This is a genomic window from Paenibacillus sp. J31P316 (assembly GCF_056269105.1).
On the sequence record NZ_JBWDNI010000008.1, the window covers coordinates 81,078 to 105,454 of the forward strand.

The window sequence follows — 24,377 nt, forward strand, 5'->3', positions numbered from 1 at the left end:
GCTGCCGAGCGACTATCCGATCTATACCAGCGCCGTGAGCTTGGCCCGCGCCTGCTTCGTCGCTTCCACCATGTGGCGCAGGGAGGCTTCCGTTTCCGGAAGTCCGCGCGTCTTGAGACCGCAATCGGGATTGATCCAGAACAGGCTCGGATCCAGCACGCGCAGCGCCCGATCGATCATGGCCGTCATCTCGTCCACGGAAGGTACGCGCGGACTGTGGATGTCGTAGACGCCAAGTCCGATGCCGAGCGGATACGTATGATGCTCGAAGCTTGCGATCAGTTCGCCGTGGCTGCGCGATGTCTCGATCGAGATCACGTCCGCGTCCATGTCTTCGATCGGCGCAATCATGTCGTGGAATTCGCAATAGCACATATGCGTATGAATTTGCGTCGTGTCCTTGACCGTGCACGTCGTGGCCCGGAAGGCCTTGACCGCCCAAGCGAGATAATCCGCCTGCTCGCTCGGCTTCAGCGGCAGACCTTCGCGAACCGCCGGCTCATCCACCTGAATCATGCCAATGCCGGCTTTCTCCAACGCCTCGACTTCCTGCCGCAGCGCATAAGCCAATTGATACGCGATTTGTTCGCGCGCGACGTCTTCCCGGACGAAGGACCAGTTAAGAATCGTAATGGGTCCCGTCAGCATTCCTTTGACCGGCAGCGCGGTCTTCGACTGCGCATACTGCGTTTCGCGGACCGTCATCGGTTCGAGGAACGCGACATCCCCGTAAATGACGGGCGGTTTTACGCATCTAGAGCCGTATGACTGCACCCAGCCGTTCGCGGTAAATGCAAAGCCAGCCAGCTTCTCGCCGAAAAATTCAACCATGTCCGTTCGCTCGAATTCCCCGTGGACAAGCACGTCGAGTCCGATCTCTTCCTGCAGCTTGATCCAGATATCGATCTGCCCATCCACGAAGGCCTCGTAGTTCGCTTGGCTCCATTCGCCCTTGCGCCAGGATTGACGCGCCTTGCGCACCTCGGCCGACTGCGGGAAACTTCCGATCGTCGTCGTCGGCAGAACCGGCAACTGCCAGTGCTGCTGCTGCAGCGGACGGCGCGCTTGGAACGGCAGCGAGCGTACGGCCGGCCCGGCTGCAATTCGGCCCGCGGCCTGTTGAATGTCGGAGCGATTGCGATCGGCAGATGCGCGCAGTGCCTCGATGGCACGGTTGCTATCCGCAAGCGCAGCCTCGAACGATTCCGAGCGGCCGTTCAGACCATTCGCGAGCTGGACGACCTCGACCAGCTTCTCGTCCGCGAAAGCGAGCGCGTCCTTCAGAACCGGCGCCAGCCCGGATTCCCGGCTCGTCGTGACCGGAACGTGAAGCAGGCTGCAGGAGGTTTGCACGATCAGGCGATCCTGCGATACGTATGCGGACAGCTTTTCCAACAGCGCCAGCTTCTCGCCCAGCGCCGCCCGCCAGATGCCGCGGCCGTCGATGACGCCTGCGCCGAGCGTTTTGTCCTGCGGAAAGCCTTGTTCGCGCAAGGCTTCCAAATTGCCCGCGCGGCCATGAACGAAATCCAGGCCGATGCCCTGTACCGGCAATGCGATCAACTGGCTGTAATGCTCCGCGGATTCGAAATACGTCTGCAGCATGATGTTCAGTCCCGGGACGGCAGTTGCGAACGTCTCATATACTTCGCGTAGCCTCCGCTGATCCTCTTCGCCTAGTACGCCGTTCAGAACCGGCTCGTCCAGTTGGACCCATTGCACGCCTTCATGTTCAAGCTCTTGCAGCACCTGCACGTATAGCGGCAGCAGCCGGTTTAACCACGAATCGGCTTCCTCCGGACGGTAGCCTTTGGACAACTTCAGGAATGTGAGCGGTCCCACGAGGACTGGTTTCCCTTCGATTCCGAGCGCTTCCTTCGCCTCGCGGTATGCGGCCAAGGGCTTGTTATCCGTCAGCGTCGGAGCCGTATCGCCGAGTTCCGGCACGATGTAATGGTAATTGGTATTAAACCATTTGGTCATCTCGCAGGCAGTCGCCTCGGCCGTTCCGCGCGCCATCCCGTAATAGATCGACAGCGGCACGGCGCCTCCCGCGTAACCGAAGCGCTTCGGAATCAAGCCGAACATGACGGCCGTATCCAGCACCTGATCGTAATAGCTGAAATCGTTGACGGGAATGAGTTCAATGCCCGCTTCTTGCTGCTTTCGCCAATGCGCCTGGCGGATATCGCGAAGAGCTGCATGCAGCTCTTTCTCTGTTATTTTACCGGCCCAATAGGCTTCCAATGCTTTCTTCCATTCGCGGTCAGCCCCGATTCGCGGGTAGCCAAGTACGCTGCTCTTCACCATCATGACATCTCCTTTGGTTCGCCCCGGGGAAACGCTCCCTGCCGACGCGTTGTTCGTTACAAGAAAGATATCATGCGTGCTCGGCTATAGCGTAACTCCCATTATCTATGACTAGCTATAGCCACAAGCTATACTGGAAACGTCAAGCAGTCGCGATTGCCTGCTGAAGCGCCTCGACGTACGCCATGCCGAGCTTCGATAGCGCCGCGCTGCGGTGGCTGATCCAGCCGACGTTAATGGTCTCGTCGCAGTCGAGCGGGACGGGAATGATCTCGTTGCCGTTCAAATCCGAGCTGAGCACGCCCGTGGAGATCGTGTAGCCGTTCAGACCGATCAGCAGATTGAACAACGTGGCGCGGTCATGAACCCGGATGCTCTTCTTGTGCTCCAGCGTGCTTAGAATTTCCTCGGCGAAATGGAACGAATTGTATTCGCCTTGATCGAAGGACAGATACGGATACTGCTGCAGCTGCTCGATCGTCACGATCGATTGCTTCGCCAGTGGGTTTTGCACGCTGATGAACACATGCGGTTTGGCCGTGAACAGGCTCGTGAACTGAAGACCCGCGGACTGAAGCAGCTTCCGCAGCACCTTGCCGTTGAACTCGTTCAAATACAGAATGCCGATCTCCGAACGCAGCTGCTTCACGTCCTCGATAATTTCGTGCGTCCTTGTCTCGCGCAGGGCAAGCTCGTATTCCTCTTGGCCGTGCTCCCGGACAAGGGCGACGAAGGCATTCACCGCGAACGCGTAATGCTGCGTCGACACCGAGAAATGCTGCGGCGACGGCTTGGCGTTCAGGTAGCGGTTTTCGAGCAATTCGGCCTGTTCGACTACCTGCCGCGCATAACCGAGAAACTCCGCCCCCTCCTTGGAGAGCAAAATGCCTTTGTTCGAACGCTCGAAGATCGAGATGCCCATCTCCTCTTCCAATTCGCGAATGGCGTTCGATAGGCTCGGCTGCGAGATGAACAAGCGTTTGGCCGCTTCGTTAATCGATCCCCGGTTAGCCACCTCGATCATATATTTCAACTGCTGCAAGGTCATGGTCCGACACCTCTCAAGTAGTTATAGCTTGGCAATCCAACAAATTGGCTTATCCTAATCATAACGGATTTGCGCGGGTTACGCCTCATCGCCGTCGCGCCGGACATGACATCGAAATTCGTGGTTGGCGCACTGCTCCGGATCGTGTTTAAATGAAGGCAAGTTCAGCCGAGCGGGATGAAGAACGTCGACATTCGCCTATTCCGCCAACGCCGAGGCTTTCATGGCAATGCCGGTGGAAGCCTGGCTCCGTTCGTTCGACGTATCAGCCATAAACGGCGACCCTGCCTCGCGTCACGGTGTCGATCAGACCGGCTGCAGGCGGAACCCGCATGGCAAACCATGGAGGATGGAGGAAAGCGGAATGGCTTTCAAGGTTACGATCGTCGGCGCGGGGAGTATCGGATTTACGCGCTGGATTATGCGGGATTTGCTCAGCGTGCCGGAATTCCGCGCGATCGAGGTGGCGTTCACGGATATCAGCGCCGACAACTTGGCGATGGTCGCCGAGCTCTGCCAGCGCGATATCGATGCCAACGGCTTGCCGGTGCGCATTCAATCGACCACCGATCGGCGAGAGGCGCTGCGCGGCGCCAAGTACGTCTTCTGCACCTTCCGTGTCGGCGGACTAGAGGCGTTCGAGACCGACATCGAGATCCCGCTCAAGTACGGTATCGACCAATGCGTAGGCGATACGCTCTCGGCCGGCGGCATCATGTACGGACAGCGCGGCATCGCCGAAATGATGCGCTTGTGCAGGGATATTCGCGAGACTGCTGCCGGGGACGTGCTGCTGCTCAATCACGCGAACCCGCTCGCGATGCTGACGTGGGCATGCAACAAATACGGCGGCGTCAACACCGTCGGCCTGTGCCACGGCGTGCAGGGCGGCCATCACCAGATCGCTTCCGCGCTCGGGCTCAAGCAGGAGGAAGTCGACATCGTCTGCGCGGGCATCAACCACCAGACCTGGTACATTCAAGTCCGGCACGCAGGCGAGGACGTGACGGGCAAGCTGCTCGAAGCGTTCGAGAACGACCCGTACATGCGCGAATTCGAGAAGGTCCGCATCGACATGCTGCGCCGGTTCGGCTATTACAGCACGGAATCCAACGGGCACTTAAGCGAATATCTGCCCTGGTACCGCAAGCGGCCGGACGAAATCATGGACTGGATCGACATTCGCGGTTGGATTGCCGGCGAGACGGGCGGCTACCTGCGCATCTGCATGGAAGAGCGCGAATGGTTCAAGGCGGATTTCCCGAATTGGCTGCAAGCGCCGGCCGTCGTCTACGGACAGGAAGAACGCGGCGTAGAGCACGGTTCGTATATCGTGGAAGCGCTCGAGACAGGCCGCATCTATCGCGGGTATTTCAATGTTGTCAATAACGGCGTCATCTCGAACCTGCCGAGCGATGCCATTATCGAGGCGCCGGGGTACGTGGACGCTTCCGGCATTCATATGCCCGTCGCAGGGGAACTGCCGCTCGGTCCCGCCGCGGTCTGCAATGCGAGCATCTCCGTTCAGCGCCTGGCCGTGGAAGCCGCGATCCACGGCGACGATCTGCTCCTCCGCCAAGCGTTCATGCTGGATCCGCTCGTCGGCGCGGTCTGCAATCCGCCCGAAATCTGGCAGCTGGTCGACGAGATGCTCGTCGCGGGGGAGAAATGGCTGCCGCAGTACGCTGATGCGATTGCCAATGCGAAAACGCGGCAGGCGGCAGACGACCTGCTGCCGACGCGGGAAGGCTACCGCGGGGCGGCCAGGCTCCGTACGAGAACGCTCGAAGAGCTGAAGGCGGAGCGGGAATCGTGGGCGAAGCATCTCTCGGCCGCGGATCAAGTGCAAATTTAACCGCTATTAACTTGCCATTCGCCTCCCGCTCCTTGGATCGGTCGACAACGAACAGGCCGGGAAGTCTCGTCGACTTCCCGGCCTGTTATGGTTACCGCCTATTACCCCTTACGCAATATCCCTTTATCCTTCAGTACCTTCACGAAGATTCCGCCAACGACGCTGCGGTGCTGGAAGTTCAGCTGCCGGGCCGTGTGCGTGTCCGTCCAATCCGAGAACGGCACGCGATCCGGCGTCTCGTTCAGCATCGTCCAGATCGGATCCGTCAGCGCGATAAAATCTTCGCGACTATCCGCAAGCGTGGCGGACCAGATAACCCAGTCGGCCTTCGTGTACGTCGCGCGGCTGTCCAGCGGCGTGCCGTAACGATTGCGCTGCTTCAAGTACCATGCCGTCTCTCTGCGGATCGTTTCCTTCTGGAACAGCTCCGTTCCGAACAGGACGTCCCAGATCAGGTTGTATTTCAAGCTCCAGGTTCCCTCTTGGCCGAATGCGAGCTTCGTATGCCCGTTGTCGTCCGCAAGCGCCTCCCATTTCATGGCCATTTGCTGCGCGATCTTCAGATAGCGTTCCTTCGCTTCCAAGTCGCCCTGGATCCCCTTCAGGATCGAGAAGCTGGCCACGCCCATTACGGCTTTGACGGACAAGTTCGCGTTACGAGCCAGATGGCCGGCAAAATCATCCGTGCACAGCTGGTTCTCGGGATCCAAGCCGTGCTCCACCAAGTAATCCGCCCAAGTCGTCAGCAGCTCCATATGGCGAAGCGTCAAGTCGGGGCTTCCGCCTGCCAAGCAGGTAGCTGCCGCCATGATCAGCATATTGCCGCATTCTTCGACGGGCATTTGGCCTTCGATGGCGTTTTCGCTGTACACCTGACCGTTGCCGATCGGGTATTGGCCGATATCATGCGGCGCAAAATCGAAAGGCCACGCGTCGCTTGTCGCATACTTGAAGATCGGGCGAAGCATCCCTTCGGCAAGCGCCGGATTATAGAGCAGGAACAACGGAACGGAAGGATAGCTGACGTCTACCGTTGCCATGCAGCCGTTGCTGTAGCACTCCTTGGAGAGGAAGAGCAGTTCCCCGTCCGCGTCGGTTACCAGCTTGTGCGCAGCAATCGCCTGCCGGTACGACATGGCGAGCAGCTCCGCGTAACGGTCTCCTCCCGCCGCCGCTCCGTCCGCCAGCACTTGCTTGTCGAAGGCGTCGCAGCGTGCCGATAGCGCTTCGTACTCCGAGCAAGCCGCCGCTAGCATATCCTCCGTGCTCAAGCCGTTTCGCTTCCAATAGGCCTGCAGCTTGTCTCCGAAATATTCGATGGCATAGATATCGTCGTAGGCCAATACGGCAAGCGTCGTCTCCGGGGCAGCGGCAACGGAGCCAAACTCGTGAACGAGCGCCATGACGGGCTGGCAGTCAGCAACGGCAACCGGCGTTCCCGCCCATTCCTGCGCGTCCAATGCCTCATTCCGGACGAACAGCTTCCGCAGCTCCGCCGTACCCAAGCAGGCACGCGTACGATCCGACGGCCTGGCGGCCAAATAAAACGTTCCCCAATCGATCCGATGGTCATCCCCGGAGCGATTCATGTACGACTGCTCCACGTGGGACAAGCCTATCGCGTTATAGTCTTTGCGCTCTACCGCATGCCCCATGACGGATTGCTTCGGGGAGTCTACGGCCCATTCGCCGGTGACGTCGAAATACAAGCTCACTTCATGCGGCCGGCCATCCAGGGACCGCACTTCGAACGCAACGTAAGAAGCCGGCCGGGACAGCACGTCCAAGTCGTCCGGCAGCAGCGGCGTCGTGAACCGAACCGTCAGGGCAACGCCTGCCGCCTCGAAGGAATACGTGGTGCTGAGCGGCGTAACGTTCAAGCTTGTCTGCGTCATCGCAGGCGGCTCCGTATAATAACGCTCGGCGTTCGCTTGAACCTTGCCGGCGAAGCGCCAGGCCGTTCCGTCGATGCGAAGAAGGCCGGTCATGGCATGACGCTGACCCGTCCAATGGCGGGTAAAATCATCCGTCAAGCGGTCGGCAGCCGACCAAACGCTGAAATAGGGATCCACGGCGACGAGAGGCACGGAAGAAGGACGAAGAGTGAAAATAAGGGCACCAGCTTTCTGTATATGTTTAATATAATATATATACATTATTCACTATACCCCTACCGGTGTCAATCCACAAAAAAAACGCTTCCACAGTCGTTTCACCCGAACGATACCGCCGGCAAGCAAAAAAGCCAACCAGTAAAGACTGGTTGACCCCTTGTTGAGCGCTGGGTGATTTCTGTTGAACGCTGATTGATCCCTGGTTGCCTCCTTGTTTAGCTCTGCTGGACCTCAGGTTGATTCGATCATAAGAAAAGCTGCTTTGCGGTAACTACCGCAAGCAGCCTCTCTTCGCCGACAACCGGATCTTACTCGAACAAATCGCCGAATACATCCAGGACGGACTTCTTCTTTTTCTTGTGATGGGGATTGTATTTATCGTCATGCCGCTTATCGTACCCGTTCTGGCCCTGGCTGCTGTAATAGCCGGGCTGTCCGCTTGCTGGCTGCGGAGGATAACTGCCTCCGGGCGGATTGTTGTTCGCTCTGCGACGATCGTCTCCATCGCGATAATGCCATTCGTTGTATTCGTCCCGAACCTCGCGAACGTCGCTCATCAGTTTGTCCAGCTCGCCCCGGTCCAGCCATACGCCCTTGCAGCTCGGGCAGACGTCGATCAGAATACCGTCCTTCTCCACTTCCCGCATACGGGAATTTTCGCAAATCGGACAATTCAAGCCGCTTCGCCTCCTAATAACGTTATTCAAGGTTCTATACGGGGCAGGACCGGTTAGGTTTCGGGCCGTGGTCAATCGTCCCGCTCTTCTTTGCCCGGCTTCCCTTTGCCGTGCTCCTTCGGATGGTCGGGCTTATGCTTATCCGGCGGACCCGGGTCATCCTTGAGGCCGTCTTTACCGCCTTCGCCGCCCTTGTCACCCTTCGCCGGCTTATCGTCCCGATCTTTCTTGCCCGGTTTGTCTTCCTTGTCGGGTTTACCGCGGCCCGGCTTCTCCTCGCTCTGCCCTGCGGGAGGCTCATCGTTCTTCTTCTTCGGCAACCCCTTCGCTTTCGGGAAAGCCATAACCGGCTCGCCTCGAAGCGCTTCGTCCATCAGCTTGCTGAACACCGCCGCGGCCGCTTTAGACGTGGTGGTCAAATAATGCTCCGCGTCCGTATGGTCATACCCGAGCCACACGGCTCCGACGAGCTGCGGCGTATAGCCGACGAACCAATTATCCTTGATGCCTTCCGCCACGCCGGGCATTTGCGTCGTGCCCGTCTTGCCGGCCACCGGACGGCCGTTCAGCGCGGCCGCTTCACCCGTGCCCTCTTGCACGACGCCTTGCAGCATGGCCGTCATCGTACGGGCAACCGCCGGCTCCGTCGTCGCTTCTCCCGAAGGGGCTGCTTCCGCGAGCAGCACGCCGTCGGCGGATTCGATGCGGACGATCGCATGCGCCGGCATCCGCGTACCGTCGTTCGCGAACGCGCCGAAGGCTTCGGCCATGTCGAGCGGCGACACGCCTTCCGACAGGCCGCCGAGCGCCAAGCCGAGCGTCCGGTCGGCGTCCGACAGCTCGATGCCGAAACGCTTGGCCGCCTCCATTCCCGCATCGATGCCCATCTCGTTCAACAGCCGAACGGCCGGGATATTGTAGGAATTGACGATCGCATCGTAGATCGTTACTTCGCCATGGTAGCCGCCCCCGGCGTTCTTCGGCTGATAGCCGCCGAAGTTCACCGGCTCGTCCAAGAGCGTATCCTCCGGCGTATAGCCGCGTTCGAAAGCCGGCGTATAGACCGAGATCGGCTTCATCGCTGAGCCGGGCTGACGCTTCAGCTGCGTCGCGCGGTTGAAGCCGCGAAAAGGCTGCTTGCCCCGTCCGCCGATCAGCGCCCGGATCCCGCCGTCTCGCGGGTCGACCAGCACGGCTCCGCTTTGGATGAGCTGGTCCGGCTTGCTCGCCGGAAACAGCGATTCCTGCGCGTAGACCTGCTCGGCAGCCTGCTGCATGCGCGTATCCAGCGCCGTGTAGATGCGCAGCCCGCCATGGAGCACTTCGTTCTCCGTGATACCGAACTTGTCGCCCGCTTCGCGTATGAGCTGGTCGATGTAGTACGGGTATTTCATCGCTTCGTCCTTGCCGGCTTCGGAGCTGCGGAGCTTGATCGGTTCGCGTACCGCCGTCTCATAAGCAGCGGCGTCGATTTTGCCTTGCTCCTTCATGAGCTGCAGCACGACATTACGGCGTGCCTTTGCCTGTTCGAGGTGCTTGAAAGGCGACAGCGCGGAAGGTGCCTTGATAATGCCGGCAAGCATAGCCGCCTCCGAGAGCGTCAGCCGGTTCACCTCTTTGCCGAAGTAAGCCGCCGCCGCGCGCTTGATGCCCCATGCCCCATCGCCGAAATAAATCTGATTCAGATACATGGTCATGATTTGCTGCTTGTCGTAGTGCTTCTCGATATTCTGGGCGAGCAGCACCTCTTTCCACTTGCGCGTCCAGGTCCGCTCCTGGGTCAAGAACACGTTCTTGGCCAGCTGCTGCGTAATCGTGCTCCCGCCCTGAACCGTCTTTCCGTTCGTCAGGTTGGTCAGCAGCGCGCGGCTGATTCCCCACATGTCCGTCCCGCCATGCTCGAAGAAGCGTTTATCCTCCACGGCGACCACCGCGTCGACCAATGACTTCGGCAAGCTCTCGTACTTGACGGGCTCGATCGCGTTCAGCGAGATCCGGGTCGCTTCCTTCCCGTCCTGGCCGTAGATCACCGTCGCGGCAGGCAGCGGCTCCTCAAGCTGCGCAATATTTTGATGATCGACCAGTCTGGCAAATACGACCGAGCCGGCCGCGACGATCAGGATTCCCGCCACGATGATGGCAAAGATAAGCTTCTTCCACGGCAAACGCGTTTTTCCGTTTCGTTCGCGATTTGTTTTTCTCTTCGTTGCACGCGTCGTTTCTTGCTTCTCGTTCACGATTGGTTTCATGCTGTTTCCCCCAGGCTCTTCCATTCAAGCTGTATGCGTCATGGATACTCTTTCGCAGAGCGGAGCGGTTTTCGGTACGTTCAGCCGAGTCGCGGCCCGCGTCAAGCGTCGATTCGGTGACGGCTTCGAACCAAACGTTACCCTGTCGGCGGTCCTTCGAAACCGTCCGGGGAGTCTACCGGGCCTGCGGGACGCCCGACGTCAACGCGCTCCCGCAACAAAAAAACAGACCGCCTTCAGGCAGCCTGCTTCATATCGTTTCTTTTCGATGATGCAACACGCTTGAACCGGGCTCTCGATAAAGCTTAAAGCTGGGTTCGCGGAGAAGCGAAGCTCTGTTCTTCAATTGTGCTCTCGACGGCGACGGAGCTTAGTGCTCCGCTCCTTCCACGACCCCGCTTCTCTTCTGCCCGCCCGGAAACCGCAGGTTATGGTAAGCGGCACCCGCCCATTCCGCGGGAGATGCACTGCCGATGACGATCTCTCCGTGATAATCATTGATAATGGCGTCTTGAACGGCCTGCAGGTATAAGCCATGACTCGTCGTATAGTACGGCAGGTAAGTATATCCGAGCGAAAGCGAAGATTCATAGATTTGCAGCCAGTCCGGCGATACGTTCGTCGAAGGGACCAGCTCCGAGAGTCCCCGGCTTAATCCTTCCGCATCGCCGGCGTGCGCCGAAGCGATTAGGAAGGCCGGCAGCGTCCAGCCTTCAAATTGCTGCTTCTCCCCCGTCGCCCCGACGCAGAGGGCATACCGATGGCGGTACGCCTTCTCCAGTCGGTCGTCATTGCGGCCCACGGGTATCGCAAAAAGCGGATTGAGCTGCACGGGATGCTTCTGTCTGCCGGTTTGTTCCCGCAGCTGCTGATTCTCGTACGTACGATAAATCCCTTTCTCCGGGTCGAGCAGACGTTCGTAAGCCAGCCCGTCCGCCAACATTTCATTCCACCGCTTCGCATCATCCATCTCCACGCCAAACTCCTCGGCCAGCTGCGCGGCAATTCGCAGGCAATATTCCGCGCTAAACAGCGAACAGAGATAATTCCACTGATTCTGACCGCCCGACTCATCCTGTCCCATGGAAGGCGTCAAGTGAATCCCCCAGCTGCCGTCCTCCTCCTTCACCAAGACGGAAGCGTAGAAGCGGGCCGACTCCCGGACGACCGGCCAACAGACCTCCGAGGTCCATGCCGCATCGCCGAGATAAAGCGCCGTCTCCCTCGCCATCCGCGCGGGATAGGCGGCGTTATGAATCTCATAGTGATAATGGTTCGGCGCCCCTTCCGCAAAACCGTTCCAATCCATCCCGATCGGGAACTCCCAGATCCACATCGTCCCGTCCGCGCCGAAGGTCTCCTTCGTGAAGGTTCTGACCCCGTCGATCATGCGGGCATAAAATTCCACCCACGCCTTGGCAATGTCGAGATGGCCCAGCCGAAGCAAGGCCGGATGGATATACGAGAGGTCCTGCGGGAACGAGTAACCCCAGCCGTCGCCCGTCCAGCCTCCCGGCGGAGCGGGGCAGCGAACATCCGGACTATAGCTGCAGAAGACATAATACAGCGATCTTGCCCACATCGCCTGATGCTCGGCAACGGGAATTTCGATGTAGGCGTCGCCCCATCTCGCCTTCCAGCCGGCATCCGCAGCCTCCGCGAACGACTCGGCTGTCTCATAGACATTCATCTGCTCCGATAGCCCATCGAACCGATCATAAGAAGCAGCGCCGATCAGCAGGAAGAAATGACCGCGGCCGCCGCCGAAATGAATCTCTACGCCAGCATCCGCAGGAAGAAGCTGCAATTGTCCAGCCATCGTATGCGCTCGCAGCGCGACCGCCGTATCCGCCGTCCCCGAACGAACCCGAAGCGCGACTTCGTCCATGCCAGCTCGCAGCACCTCCTGCTTCCGATCAGCGAGCGCATAGGCTTCCAATGCAAGGATAATCGGCGGCAAGCTCTCCTCGGGGTCAGCCGCCGTATATTCGATCTCCAGTCCCATCAAATCCCGCTGACCGGGATGGAATCGGTTTCGGATCGTCACCCGCAGCCCCGGATGCTGCAGCACCGTTTCCAATCGGCCGGCATACAGGTCCAGCTCCTGCCTATACGATTCAGGCACGCCCCGATCGTACCCTTGAAGCCAAGCCAGCCGCATAAGCGGCAGCCAGGCCTGCTGATTGCCCGTGCCGTCCCAATGGTCGGCATGCATCAAGAAGTTACTTCCTTGCCTCGCCGCTCCGGCGCTTCCGTATCCGTTATTCATGAGTCCGAACTCGTCGAAGCAGCCTCCGAAGCTGCCGCTGCCAAGATAGAGGTCCACATGCTCCTGCTGATCGGCCGGCCAATTTTCGCGTACGATGTTGCCGGCTCTGACTGACTCGATAATATTCATGTTGCTTGCTCCCTTTCGCTTCATCAACCTGCAGCCGTAATGAGTTGAACGGATGATATCGCCTGTTTGATAAAATTCCACCTCGCTATCATACATGAGATGGTTCCGCTTATGAGAGGGCCGATCCTATGATCTTGTTATGCGATTCCCCCCTTGCAATCAGCAAAAGCCCCCGACCGTCCCGAAGGACGGCCGAAGGCCTGCATGCCTAGGCGCTCTTGATTGCTATCGTTAGTCTTCCGTTATTTCTTGACGTTCACCGTCAGCCCCCAGGGTCAACGCTTGTCGTCAAGCTTACATTTTTTTCAATGTCACGAGGCAGACGTCATTCTCCAGCATGTCGGTCTCGTACGTAAACGCCTGGCCTTCCGCAACCGTCACTTTGCGGGCGAGCTCCGGCAATCCGGCGTTGCGCTCGTCGAGGCGGCGCACTTGCTCCCTGCTCAGCGTGCTCTTCGGATTCAGGTCCAAATATTCCGTGTACGCATCGTTGCTGCGGTATCCCGTGCGGTAGACGCAAAGCTCGTAATCGCCCGGCTCCAGTCCGGCGATGGCCACCTTGGCCGGTCCCGCCGGCAGCGCCGGCTGCTCTTTGCCGTAGTAAAGCTTGTTCTCCTCGTCCTGTCGGACGCTGCAGTCCCAGAACAGCACCTGCGCGCCTTTCTCGTCCAGGCAGGCGAACGCGTCCGCATCTTCGCACGCCAGCGCCGTATCCCCGAGAAGATTCAAGTAGCGGTAAGCGAAATACGCCGGCTTGCGGATGCCCTGCAGGTTCATCAGCCCGAAGCCGCCATGGAAATGGCCGGTCGGCGGACCGTCCTCCTCGAACACGTCCGAAATTTCGCAATACGACATCGCTTTGACATGGCCCTGCACCGCTTTCAGCCGCGACAGCAGGAAGGACGCCGCATGGTAGGAGTCGCGCAGCGGATCCCAGTAATGGTAGGTCAGCCCGAACTCCGTGAAATACAAGTCCAGCTCCGGCATCGACGATGCCGCGATGTCCGCTTTGGCGCGAAGCACCTCGGCGAGAACGCCGTCCGGCTTGTAATACATGTTGTCCTGCGCCCAGCCCGTGCCCGGCGACCAAACCGGCGTCCGAACGGCGCCTTCCGGCCCCGTGTAGGGCGCTTCCTTCGTCCCTCCGCCTTCTCCCGGCTGGCAGGAATACGCATGCGTCGTAATAAAGTCGAGCGGTACTTCGTTCTGGACGCAATGCTCGATCAGCCCGCCGATCCAGCCTGGATTGCCCGCCGTAGCCGGCCCGCCGACGCGATAGTGCGGAGATACGCTCCGAACGGCGCGAGCGGAAGTCTCGTAAAGCTTGATATACTCTTCCAGGCCCGCGGTGAAAAACATATTATGCTGGTCCGGCTCGTTCCACACCTCGAAAAACCAATGCTTCACTTCGTCCTCGCCATAGCGGTCCGTGAAGTGTTGAACGGTTTCGCGGATCAGCGCGGCCCATTTGTCGTAATCGTTCGGCGGCGTAACGTTGCTGTCTTCCCAGAAGACCGTCTTGTCTCCGCTAGCCAGCGCTTGCGGCATGAAGCCGAATTCGACGAATGGGCGCATGCCGGCATCGAGAATGTGATCATAGACGGCGTCGACGTACATCCAGCTGTAGATCGGATTGCCGTTCTTGTCTTCCCTGTAGACGCCCATGTCGTCGTCGAACAGGCCGTGGAATCTTAAGTACTGAAACCCGCATTCCTTGCCTCCGCGGTCGAGATGCATCTGATGGTCGCTGCGGAGCAGCGTGTTGGCACGCCCCGTGCTGACGCAGGTTTTATAGAAAGCGTCGTGCTTTCCCTTCACGTTCGCGATATCGATATTCAACAGTCTCATGAATCAGATTCCCCTCTTCTAAAATTTATCACAGCCGGTCGACAGACGGGCGGAGGTCTCGAACAAAGGCCGTTCCAGAAAATCCGTCTCGACGACCGGGAGCTCCGGCAGCGCGGGAATTCGAAACGTCTTGATCTCATACGCCCCGAGCAGCGCTTCAACGCTTCGTCCCAAGACGGGGAGCGACAGCGCCGCCTGCGCGCCGGCCAGTCCTGCGGTCTCCCGGCAGCGAATGATCCATCCGTCTCCGTCCTCGGCGCGTTTCAGCACATCCGCCTGAACTCCTTCGCCGCTGACGGAGATGAAAGAACCCTGCTGCGGCAGCGGCCCCTCATGGTAGGTCTCGATGACGGTAATCGGCGGTTGGTTCAGCTCTGCCGCCCGCCTGATCGTATCCCCTTCTCGCCAGCTGCCTGCATGGGGAAGCAGCGTATACGCGAAGTGATGCCGGCCTTGATCGGTATATTCGTACTCGTCGAGATGATCCTGATCCAATACGGCATTCTCGTCGTAAGCGACGATCGGGCTGCGCAGTACGGTCATGCTCATCGTATTCCCTTCGGTATCGAAGGAATAATTGCAGTCGTTCAGGATACTGATGCCGTATGCCTTCGCCTGTTGTCCAGGCAGCGTTCCGGTTCGGCTGAACCAGGACAGACCCGGATATTCCAGCCCGTCGTTCGGGCGGGTAATGACGCCGTACGGAATCTCGTAATCGTCGCTTGCCGCATCGATGGCCACCTCGAAGCGCAGCTTCAGCAGCTTGAACTTCTCCTGCCAGTCTACCTTCGCCCTGACCTCCACGAAATCCAGCTCGCGGTACATCGTAAAATCCTGGATCAATCTGGAGCTGCCGAATTCGCTTACGATCCGAATGACCGACTTGACCGGCCCATGCTCCAAGAGACGGATGCTCGTCGGACGGAAGGCGCCGATTTCCTGATTGAACCGCTCGATGCCATGGCTCCACGTATCGCTCCGGTCTTCGATGACCGCCGCTATGCCGCCTCCGATCCCGCCGGCAGCGAAGACCTCCGTGCCGGAACTCTTATCGTACAAGCTGCTGATGCCGCCGGTTGCGAGATCGAGCTCCAGCCGCAAGTACGAGTTCTCCAGCCGCGTGTCGGAAGCATGGATGCCGTCGAAGACGACGGGTTCGCGCACCGACGACCGGCGCAGGACCCGGAACGTCCGGTAGCCGAGCGCAGGAAGCTCGGCGACGAAGCTGAGCCGCTGGCGCCAAATCGTCGTCGACAAGGGCGTCACGCGCTGGATCGCGACTTCATTGCCCGCTTCATCGACGAGCGTATCCTGATCGGTGAAGCTGTGAAACTCGCGTCCTTCCCCGAAATGACCGAAGTCGAGCTCGATGTTCGCCTTGACCGGCCACGCATGGGAATTGAAGACGACGATCGGCTTCATTCCCTCCTCCGGCTCGATATGAATGCGCCACGAGATGGACTGCAGCGCATCGTTAAGCGCTCGTCCGGCGATGGCATGCGATTCTCCGTAAGCGTCCCGGGCATCGCGATCCAAGGCCGCCGTTATGCTCGAGCCCGGCAAAATATCGTGGAATTGATTGAACAGCACGTTCTTCCACGCACGGCCCAGCTCGGGATAAGGGCGTCCGAGCAGCATCGCGGATACCGAAGCCCATTTCTCCGTCGCCGCCATCAGCTGCTCGGCCTGCCGGTTCCATTTCTTCGTCGCGGCTTGGACGCTGTAGCAGCCTTTGGCATGCATTTGGAGCTCGTCCTCGAGCACGGGAATGTCCGGAAGCGCTTGCATTTCTGCGAAGAAACGGTCCGGCGAACTGAAAACGATATCGACCGGCCCGGAAGCGGCATGCTGGGCTTCCCGCAGCACCGTCTCGATATTCTGCTTCGTCGGTCCACCGCCGTGGTTCCCGACGCCGTAATAGATCATGGCCGTCTGCCAGGGCGAATCGACGGTTTGGCGTTCACCGAAGCGGATTCCCTGCTCGACGGTGCCCGTACTGATGTGCGTATAGAACGGGATGCGATAGGCGAGCACGTTAGATCCGTCCTTCGAAGTCCAACGGAACAGATCCGACGCCAATCGGCGCTCGTGACCGCCCGGCCGCATGAAGACGTACGCATCCATCCCGCAGCCTTTCAGCAGTTGAGGCAGCATCGCATGGTGGCCGAAGCTGTCCGTATTATAACCGACGGTGCACAGCTTCCCGAACTTGTCCTGAAAGTAACGCTGCCCGTACAGACCTTGGCGGATAAACGATTCCCCTGACGGCAGATTGCAGTCGGCCTGCACCCACCACCCGCCGCATAATACCCATCTTCCCTCGGCGACGCGCGCCCGAATCTCCTCGAACATGCCGGCGTCATGCTCTTCCAGCCATTCGTACAGTGCAGCTTGGCTGGACGTAAAGATAAAGTCCTCGTATTCGCTCATCCGGTCGAGCGCGGAGCGGAACGTCGCTTTCATTTCCTGAAACCCTTCCTGCCACTGCCACAGCCAGACCGGATCGCTGTGCGCGTAACCGACCATATGCAACTTACGTTCCTTCATCCTAGAAACGCTCCTTTCGGATATAGCCTCCCCGGTAAGCGGAGGGTGACACGCCGTAGTACGCACTGAACTGCCTGGAAAACTGATGGATCGTCGAATAGCCTTGGGAGGAAGCGATGTCGGAAATCGACCGCGTGCTCTCGATCAGCACCGCCGCTGCTTTCCTCATCTTCAAGCGCGTCTTGTAGGCTTGAGGCGCCATGCCGGTCATTCGTTTGAACAACGATTGAAACTGCGTGTACCTGAGACCGCATTCCGCCGCCCAATCCGCTACCGAAGCCTCCTGCAGCTCGCCCCGCTCCAATCGCTCCGACAAGCTGGCAATCCGAGGATCGTAAGCGGGCTGCTCCGGAATACGACTCAGCTCCATGAGCAGCGCATGCAAGTAAAGCACCGCAAGCTTATGATCATCCGGCTGCTCTGTTACATAGAGCTCATAGGCGCGCACGAACAATTCGGAGTACATCGGCCGATGCCGCAGCGACTGGACGATCGGAAGACTGTCAAACTCAGGACAGGGGAACATGCGCACGATGTGTTCCGGATCTGCCTGTCCGTAGGAGACGAGCGGATTGCGCGTCCGCGGCGCCGGATCCCAGAGCTCGCAATACAGATTGTACGTGACGAGCAGATGCGGCTCCCCCGTGTGGAACGCGTGCAGCTGAAGGGGCGGAATCCGTATGAAATCGCCTTTACGTACCGGATAGACCTTGCCGGCGACCGTCACGCTGCCTCGGCCTTCGGCGATATAGTGAAACGCGTAGCAGTAGCCCGTTCGATTTCGTTCTCCGGCATTTCGTTCTCTCGGAAAAGCATAATAGTGACCGGCATGAATGAACGGCTTCATGTCGGAGAGCTTCTGCATCCTGTTCCTCCTTTTCGCTCGCTTCGCACCATCGTTTTCACCGTGGAAAATGATAAATTTCATCCGATTACGCGAAATACAAGACTCGCCGATCATGGTAACATTTGGTCGTAATTCACTTGTATTCTATCACGATTGCCGAGGAGACGGAGCGAAGAAATGGGCAAATACGACAATTATTTGGAAGCCTTTTACCGTGATGGCTACGTCATTATCCCGCAGGTGCTGAGTCCGGACGAAGTCGCCGCGCTGCGGACGGCCGTGGAGCGCGCCTACGAGGAGCCGCAAGACGGGTACGGCGCCATCAGCCGGGTCAAAATGTTCGAACGCGATCCCTTGTTTCTCGATTTGATGGATAAAGAAGGCGTCATCGAGTTCGCGGAAGCCGTGCTGGGGGCCAATTGCCATGTCGTGGCGGTCAACGCGATCCGGAATCCCCAAGGCGCGGGCATCGACACATGGCATGTGGACGAGGATTTGTTCTTCCCGATTCCCGAAGGCAGCGCGCTCGACCCGGCTATCCGGATGCCCGTCTTCAAGTTCACGTGCAACTATTATCTGGTCGACGTCGACGAGACGAAAGGACCGACGCAGATCGTTCCCGGCTCCCAACGGAGCGGCCGGCTCCCACAGCTCGAAGGCGGCGTGCCGAACTATAACGGGCAAGGTCCCGTATCCTGCACGGGCAAAGCCGGCGATGTCGTCATCTTCAGCGGGCAGACGTGGCATCGCGGCGCAAAGAACGAAGACGAGCAGCCGCGCGTCGTGCAGCAGGTCACCTACGGACGACGGTGGATATCGCAGCGCTTCTATCCGTTCCTGAATTACAAGCTGCCCGACGCCGTATACGAGGCGGCGAACCCGCGTCAGCGCAGGCTGCTCGGCGAGCATCCGCGCGGGCCTTACGGTTGAGATGGCGCGCATGATGGCATGACAAGGAGGGCAGAGGATGGTGACATCCTTTGCCCTCCTTGTTTGTCGACCGCGTGCTAGCCTGCGGAGTAGATGGCTGTTTTGAGGCTATGGACCGGAATGCCGCGGCGCTTTAGCGGAAGCGTGGAAGAGTACCGCATACCGGGCACGGTGAGCTCCAAAAGCTGCTAGTTCGCACAAATTCCGTCCAACTTCGGTTCAGCGAGATCCAAAAACTGCTAGTTCGCACAATTTCGGCCCAACTTAGCCTCAACGAGCTTCAAAAGCTGCTATATTGCACAATTCCAGACCAACTCCGGCTCATCGAGCTCCTAAAGTTGCAATATTGCACAATTTCGGCCCAGCTTCGCCTCATCGAGCTCCAAAATCTGCTAGATTGCACAAATTCAGATCAACTCCGACTCAGCGAGCTTCAAAAGCTGCTAGATTGCACAATTTCGGCCCGACTGCGGCTCATCGAGCTCCAAAAGCTGCTAGATTGCACAATTTAGGCCCAACTTCACCTCGCGGAGCTCCTAAAGCTGCTAGATTGCACCATTTCAGACCAGCTGCGGCTCGTCGAGCTTCAAAAGCTGCTGTATTGCACAAATCCAGACCAACTTCGCCTCGCGGAGCTCCCAAAGTTGCAATATTGCACAATTTCGACCCGACTGCGGCTCATCGAGCTCCAAAAGCTGCTAGATTGCACAAATTCAGACCAACTTCGCCTCGTGGAGCTCCTAAAGTTGCAATATTGCACAATTTCGGCCCAGCTTCGCCTCGCGGAGCTTCAAAATCTGCGATATTGCACAATTTCAGCCCCAATGCCCCCGCAACGCTACTCAGCCGTTCCCAACGTGCGCAGCTCCTCTTCCATGAGCTGAATCTTCGCATCGATCATGCCGAGGCTGGACGGATAATGACCGTCCAATCGAAGCGCCAAGTCAAACCACGGCGCTTGCTCGTAAATGATTCTAGCGGATCGGGCGTTCTCTACTTCGCGCTCCATGATAGATACCATCCGCTGCAACGTGCCCGAGTCCCCATTTCCGTCTTCTCCATTCCAGTCTCCATTCTCTTCTCCATTCCATTCTCCATTCTCTTCTCCATTCCAGTCTCCATTCTCTTCTCCATTCCCGTCCCTACCCTTTTTATAGCGAGCCTTTAGCTCCAAAAACTCATAAGTACTGCAGGTCGTTTCCAACGTTCGGTATAGCAGCTCGAACAACCATTGTTCTTCGTTCAGTCGTTCCTGCTCTATGCTACCTTTCGCGGCTTCCAGGTCCTTCACCGTTTCCCATGCCTGCAGCGCATGATCGCGCGCCAGGGCATACTCCGCCTGCAGCAACGGCCAATACTCATAGCCCGGATCTGCTTCCATGGACGCTTCAATATGCCGATGCGGGATCTGTTCCATGACGAGCAGATGCCTGACCTCGTTGACCGTATCGGAGAAGGTCTCTTCGTTCTCCTGCAAATAGTAGAGCAGCGCTTCGAACGTCTCCCTGCCCGGAAGTTCGTCGGCAACGTACAAAGGATGGGCCGGACCGATAAATTCGGGACCCGTAAAATACATCGGAATGTACGGCAGATGTCCGATGGCTTCGCTGCATTGCGCCCAAGCATCGATGAGCGCCGGAGCATGACAGCCGAAATCTCGCTCCGCGATGGCCGCAATGACCTCATCCGCGCTCCGCTCCGGATACCACGATGCCCACCAGCCCAGCTCCTCCGCCCTGGATCCCCACATGCCGAAAAACATCCACGACTGAAGCACGCCTTTCGGCTGCAGCTCGCTCACCCGGCTCCACTTGTCAGCCAAACGCTGCAGGCACGGGAGGTACGGAAACTGGATAAACTCCAGCCCCAGCGCGGTTTCCGTCTTGATGTAGAGGTCCATCCCGCGCTGCTCCAGAACCTCCGCCTGCTTCACGATATTGTCGGCCGGCCCCGTGTAATCGACGCTGTAATCCCAAATATGCTTCTTGTAATTCTCCTTCTGCGCCCACTGGTCCTTATCGATCGTGGTTAAAAGCGCAACTTGCTCCTCCATCGTTTGGAGCAGCTGCAGCTGCGCGGGATCGCTTGACCAGCCGGTAGCGCTGTACGGCCAAGCCATCACCGGCGCTTCCGGTTTGACGCTATGGACGGCATCCGCCGTCACCTTCAGCAAACCGGCGACGACCTCCTCCGGGCTGCCGGCCGCGCAGCGCGGACAATTCGTCTTCTGTCCGCGCGGCAGCGCCCGGCGGTCCGGCCTCATATAGCAGTGATAATACGATTCACCGCCAATAATGAGGATGAGTCCGCCCAGCAAAGGAACCTCGCGAAATATGCTCGCCATCGTCTCCGCGTGAAAGGCCAGCACGTCCGGATCGGTGGAGCATAAATTGTGGATGTTTTTCGGTTCGGCGGCGATGCCGGGGTGAAGCTTCGCTCCCTGAGCCGACGGGCGGCGCTGGAATAACGGATGATCCGCAAGCAGCTTCGGACTGACCGGCACGTAATACAGGCTGACGCCAAATTGCGCGGCCCGTTCGGAAGCATCCCGAAGCACCGCGATATGGCGTTCGTAATTCTCGCCGTTCAGCTCGGGGAAGATGCTGCTCTTGACGTACAAGAGCCAGTCGCCGTATATCGTCATGCCGTTGATGCCGGAATGCGCCAGCATGCGAAAGGCATCGTCGGACAAACAGGCATCCGACAGATCAGGAACCAAATAGTTCGATCCAAACGGCGCCTGGCTGATCTGCGTCTGCCAAGCCGGTGCCCGGCTGACGCTGCCGAGCGGCAGGATCGGCGCGCCTCGCAAGGACAGCGTTCGCTCCAAATCGATCAAGCCGGCCCAGATTCCCTTGGCATCCTTGGCGGCAATCTCCACGATCGCACCTTCGAATACCGAGCGCCTGAAGGCACCTTCGGCTACCGAGTCGTCCACGGCGAACCGAATATGAACATCGGCCGAGGCAGCTTCGTCCACGACTTCGATGCCAAAGCATGCCAAGAACCGAGCAAGGTCCTGCTCGGCTTCTTGCACGGCTCCTTGCACGGCTCCTTGCTCGGCTCCTTGCACGGCTTCTTCCAACGCTCCTTGCTTGGCTTCCTGCACAGCTCCTTCCAACTCTCCTCGCTTGGCTTCTTGCACAGCTCCTTGCACGACTTCTTGCAACGCTCCTTGCTCGGCTTCCCGCACCGCTACTTGCTCAGCTTCCTGCAAGGCTCCCTGCACCGCTCCCAACACGGCCGCACCGCCAGCTATACCAGAGATATGCCAGCTTCCACTTAATGCGATCTCCCCGTCCGCCGCCTGCAGCGAAGGATCCATCCGCGATACGAATCGGTGCGGATCTCGCCTGGACCGATGAAGCGCATGCTGATTCGTCGCCCGCAGACGCTCCTCGATCAATAACGAATTGTGCATCATGCCAGGATATCCTCGTTCAGACGAATGCCGAGGCCCGGCTCGTCGCTCGGAGCGATGCGGCCGTTCACCGGATCCGGAATGCCGATGACGACCGGATCCGGCTTGCCCTTGTCGCGATCCCACGTGCGGACCCACTCGACGAACGGGCTGTTGACCTGGCTCTTGATCAGATGGAGCGCCGGCGCCTGCAATCCTCCCGCGTGCGGACAGACCGTAATGCCCCAAGCCGATGCCAAGGCGTTGATCCGCCTCGCTTCCGTAATCCCGCCGACCCAGTCGACGTCCGGCTGAAGAATCGAGATCGCTCCCGTTGCCAGCAGATCGCGGTGTCCCCAGCGCAGATATTCATGCTCGCCCGTCGCGATCGCGATGGGACCCGAATAGCGGGCGAGCTTCTCGTAGCCGTGAATATTGTCCGGCGCGAGCACTTCCTCCACCCACCGAACGCCGTAAGGCTCGAGCGCGTCCAGCATCCGGAACGTATACTCCACGTCCCAGGCCATATAACAATCCAGCATGATTTCCCGTTTCTCCCCGATCTTCTCCCGGCATTCCTTGACCAGGTCGCGGTTCTTCAGCAGCCCTTCACGGCCGTCGGACGGCCCGTAAGGCATGGCCAGCTTCACGCCGAAGAACGATTCGTCCTGCCAATCCGTCCGGTCGTTGGTCGTCTGATAGACCGGCATGTCCGGCTTGGTCGCTCCGCCCAGGAGGCGGTACACCGGCTGATTCAGCGCCTTGCCCACGATATCCCACAATGCGCTGTCGACCGCGCTGAGCGCGAACGATGACAAGCCCTTGCGTCCGTACGGCAAGGAAGACTTGTTCATCTGATCCCATAAACGTTCGATATCGAACGGATCCTCGCCGATCAGCAGCCTCGCGAAATGCTCCTCGACGATCGAGCGGATCGAATCTCCGCCGTAGGAGATGCCCAGCCCTTGAATTCCCTCGTCCGTATCGATGAGCACGGCCGTGCTCGGGAACGGCGCGTTCCAAGACGAACGGCGGGCATGGTACTTCGGATACATCGACATCGGATTCGCGATGACCGTCTCGGACAGCCAGGACGGCGCCGACGCGTTTTCAACTTTGCGGATCAATGATTTGCAGCGAATCTGCGTAATTTTCACGGTAAACGACAACTCCTCCACGCGGAATGATAGGATGCATAACTTCGAAACGACTTGTCTTCGTCTTGGTAATCGTATTCCTTGCGGAAGGGATTAGAACCGTTCCCAATCCCTATTCCTTCACGCTCCCGAGCACGATCCCTTTCATGAAGAAACGCTGCAGGAACGGATACACGAGCAGAATCGGCAGCGCCCCCATGAAGATCTGGGCGGCTTTGCTGGTCCGGTCGGAGACGTTGGCCAAATCCGCGAGACTCGACTGCGATACGAGCGACAAGTCGCGCCTGATGACGACGGTCTGCAGGTAGCTCTGGAGCGGATAGTGATCCGGCGAATTCATCAGAATCAAGCCGTCGAACCAGGAATTCCAATGCCCGACCATCGCGAACAACGTAATGGTGGCAAGCGCGGGCAGCGAGAGCGGCACGTAGATTCTCCACATCGTCGTCCAATGGCCGGCCCCGTCGATGAACGAAGCTTCCTCCAGCTCCTTGGGCAGCCCCCGGAAGAAGTTGAGCAGCAGGATAACGTTGAATACCGGTACGGCACCGGGGATGATAAGCGCCCAGATCGAATCGAGCAAGCCGGTTTCCTTGATGACCATGTACCAGGGAATGAGTCCGCCGCCGAACAAAATCGTGAGGAAAAACGCCCAGACGTAGTAGGTGCGCATCCGGAACGCCTTCACTTCCTTGGACAGCGGATAGGCGAGGAGCACCGTCAGCGCCATGTTGACGATGGTGCCGAGAAACACCCGCTGCAGGCTCACCCAGACCGAGGCGAGGAATTCCGGCTTCTTCAGCACGAAGTGGTACGAATTCGTCGTGAATTCGACGGGCCAGAACTTCACGTAACCCGCCGTCGCGGCGGCGCTGGAGCTAAACGAGAGCGCCAGTACGTGAATTAGCGGGAGCAAGCAAAGCAGTGACAACCCGATCAGAAACGTATAGTTGAAAATAATAAACACTCGCCTGCTCGATGTCATATAGTGCATGGA

General features: G+C 58.8%; 14 protein-coding genes. 2 read left to right on the forward strand and 12 right to left on the reverse strand.

Translation table 11 applies throughout. The annotated features are described in order from the left end of the window. Window positions 1–21 precede the first annotated feature (21 nt). Window positions 22–2,310 carry a 5-methyltetrahydropteroyltriglutamate--homocysteine S-methyltransferase gene (gene metE / locus AC0YNU_RS21760; RefSeq protein ID WP_475760539.1) on the reverse strand — a complete coding sequence of 763 codons (2,289 nt, stop codon included), beginning with the start codon at window positions 2,308–2,310 and terminating at the stop codon, window positions 22–24. Between the two features lie 142 nt (window positions 2,311–2,452). Beyond that, complete coding sequence (locus AC0YNU_RS21765) at window positions 2,453–3,358, reverse strand: LysR family transcriptional regulator (protein ID WP_475760540.1); 906 nt, start codon at window positions 3,356–3,358, stop codon at window positions 2,453–2,455. Window positions 3,359–3,722: 364 nt separating this feature from the next. Between AC0YNU_RS21765 and melA the strand changes: the two genes are divergently transcribed. After that, on the forward strand, window positions 3,723–5,213 hold the full coding sequence (melA, locus tag AC0YNU_RS21770) for an alpha-galactosidase (RefSeq protein ID WP_475760542.1): 1,491 nt from the start codon (window positions 3,723–3,725) through the stop codon (window positions 5,211–5,213). 101 nt (window positions 5,214–5,314) lie between these two features. Here the strand turns inward: melA and AC0YNU_RS21775 are convergent, their stop codons facing one another. The 7 genes from AC0YNU_RS21775 to AC0YNU_RS21805 form a co-directional block, all read right to left on the reverse strand. Then, complete coding sequence (locus AC0YNU_RS21775; protein ID WP_475760544.1) at window positions 5,315–7,369, reverse strand: glutaminase family protein; 2,055 nt, start codon at window positions 7,367–7,369, stop codon at window positions 5,315–5,317. A 266-nt stretch (window positions 7,370–7,635) separates the two neighbouring features. After that, window positions 7,636–8,004 carry a TFIIB-type zinc ribbon-containing protein gene (locus AC0YNU_RS21780; RefSeq protein ID WP_475760546.1) on the reverse strand — a complete coding sequence of 123 codons (369 nt, stop codon included), beginning with the start codon at window positions 8,002–8,004 and terminating at the stop codon, window positions 7,636–7,638. Between the two features lie 71 nt (window positions 8,005–8,075). Further along, on the reverse strand, window positions 8,076–10,253 hold the full coding sequence (locus tag AC0YNU_RS21785; protein WP_475760547.1) for a transglycosylase domain-containing protein: 2,178 nt from the start codon (window positions 10,251–10,253) through the stop codon (window positions 8,076–8,078). A gap of 370 nt (window positions 10,254–10,623) precedes the next feature. Next, entirely contained in the window at window positions 10,624–12,651 is a 2,028-nt protein-coding gene (locus AC0YNU_RS21790; RefSeq protein WP_475760549.1) for a hypothetical protein, read from the reverse strand. A 294-nt stretch (window positions 12,652–12,945) separates the two neighbouring features. Then, entirely contained in the window at window positions 12,946–14,499 is a 1,554-nt protein-coding gene (locus AC0YNU_RS21795; protein ID WP_475760551.1) for a GH39 family glycosyl hydrolase, read from the reverse strand. A gap of 18 nt (window positions 14,500–14,517) precedes the next feature. Continuing rightward, window positions 14,518–17,046 (reverse strand): alpha-mannosidase, encoded by a 2,529-nt coding sequence (locus AC0YNU_RS21800; protein WP_475760553.1) that lies wholly within the window; start codon window positions 17,044–17,046, stop codon window positions 14,518–14,520. 1 nt (window position 17,047) lies between these two features. Further along, window positions 17,048–17,911, reverse strand: coding sequence for an AraC family transcriptional regulator (locus tag AC0YNU_RS21805; protein WP_475760555.1), 864 nt, complete (start codon window positions 17,909–17,911; stop codon window positions 17,048–17,050). Between the two features lie 159 nt (window positions 17,912–18,070). Between AC0YNU_RS21805 and AC0YNU_RS21810 the strand changes: the two genes are divergently transcribed. After that, window positions 18,071–18,823, forward strand: coding sequence for a phytanoyl-CoA dioxygenase family protein (locus AC0YNU_RS21810; RefSeq protein ID WP_475760557.1), 753 nt, complete (start codon window positions 18,071–18,073; stop codon window positions 18,821–18,823). An 838-nt stretch (window positions 18,824–19,661) separates the two neighbouring features. Here the strand turns inward: AC0YNU_RS21810 and AC0YNU_RS21815 are convergent. The 3 genes from AC0YNU_RS21815 to AC0YNU_RS21825 all read right to left on the reverse strand — a co-directional run bounded on the left by AC0YNU_RS21815 (window position 19,662) and on the right by AC0YNU_RS21825 (window position 24,374). Then, window positions 19,662–22,247, reverse strand: a complete 2,586-nt coding sequence (locus AC0YNU_RS21815) for a hypothetical protein (protein ID WP_475760559.1) — start codon at window positions 22,245–22,247, stop codon at window positions 19,662–19,664. Continuing rightward, window positions 22,244–23,380, reverse strand: coding sequence for an enolase C-terminal domain-like protein (locus AC0YNU_RS21820; protein WP_475760561.1), 1,137 nt, complete (start codon window positions 23,378–23,380; stop codon window positions 22,244–22,246). The genes AC0YNU_RS21815 and AC0YNU_RS21820 overlap by 4 nt, the downstream gene beginning before the upstream one ends. Before the next feature lie 112 nt (window positions 23,381–23,492). Continuing rightward, on the reverse strand, window positions 23,493–24,374 hold the full coding sequence (locus tag AC0YNU_RS21825) for a carbohydrate ABC transporter permease (protein WP_475760563.1): 882 nt from the start codon (window positions 24,372–24,374) through the stop codon (window positions 23,493–23,495). Between the last annotated feature and the right edge of the window lie 3 nt (window positions 24,375–24,377).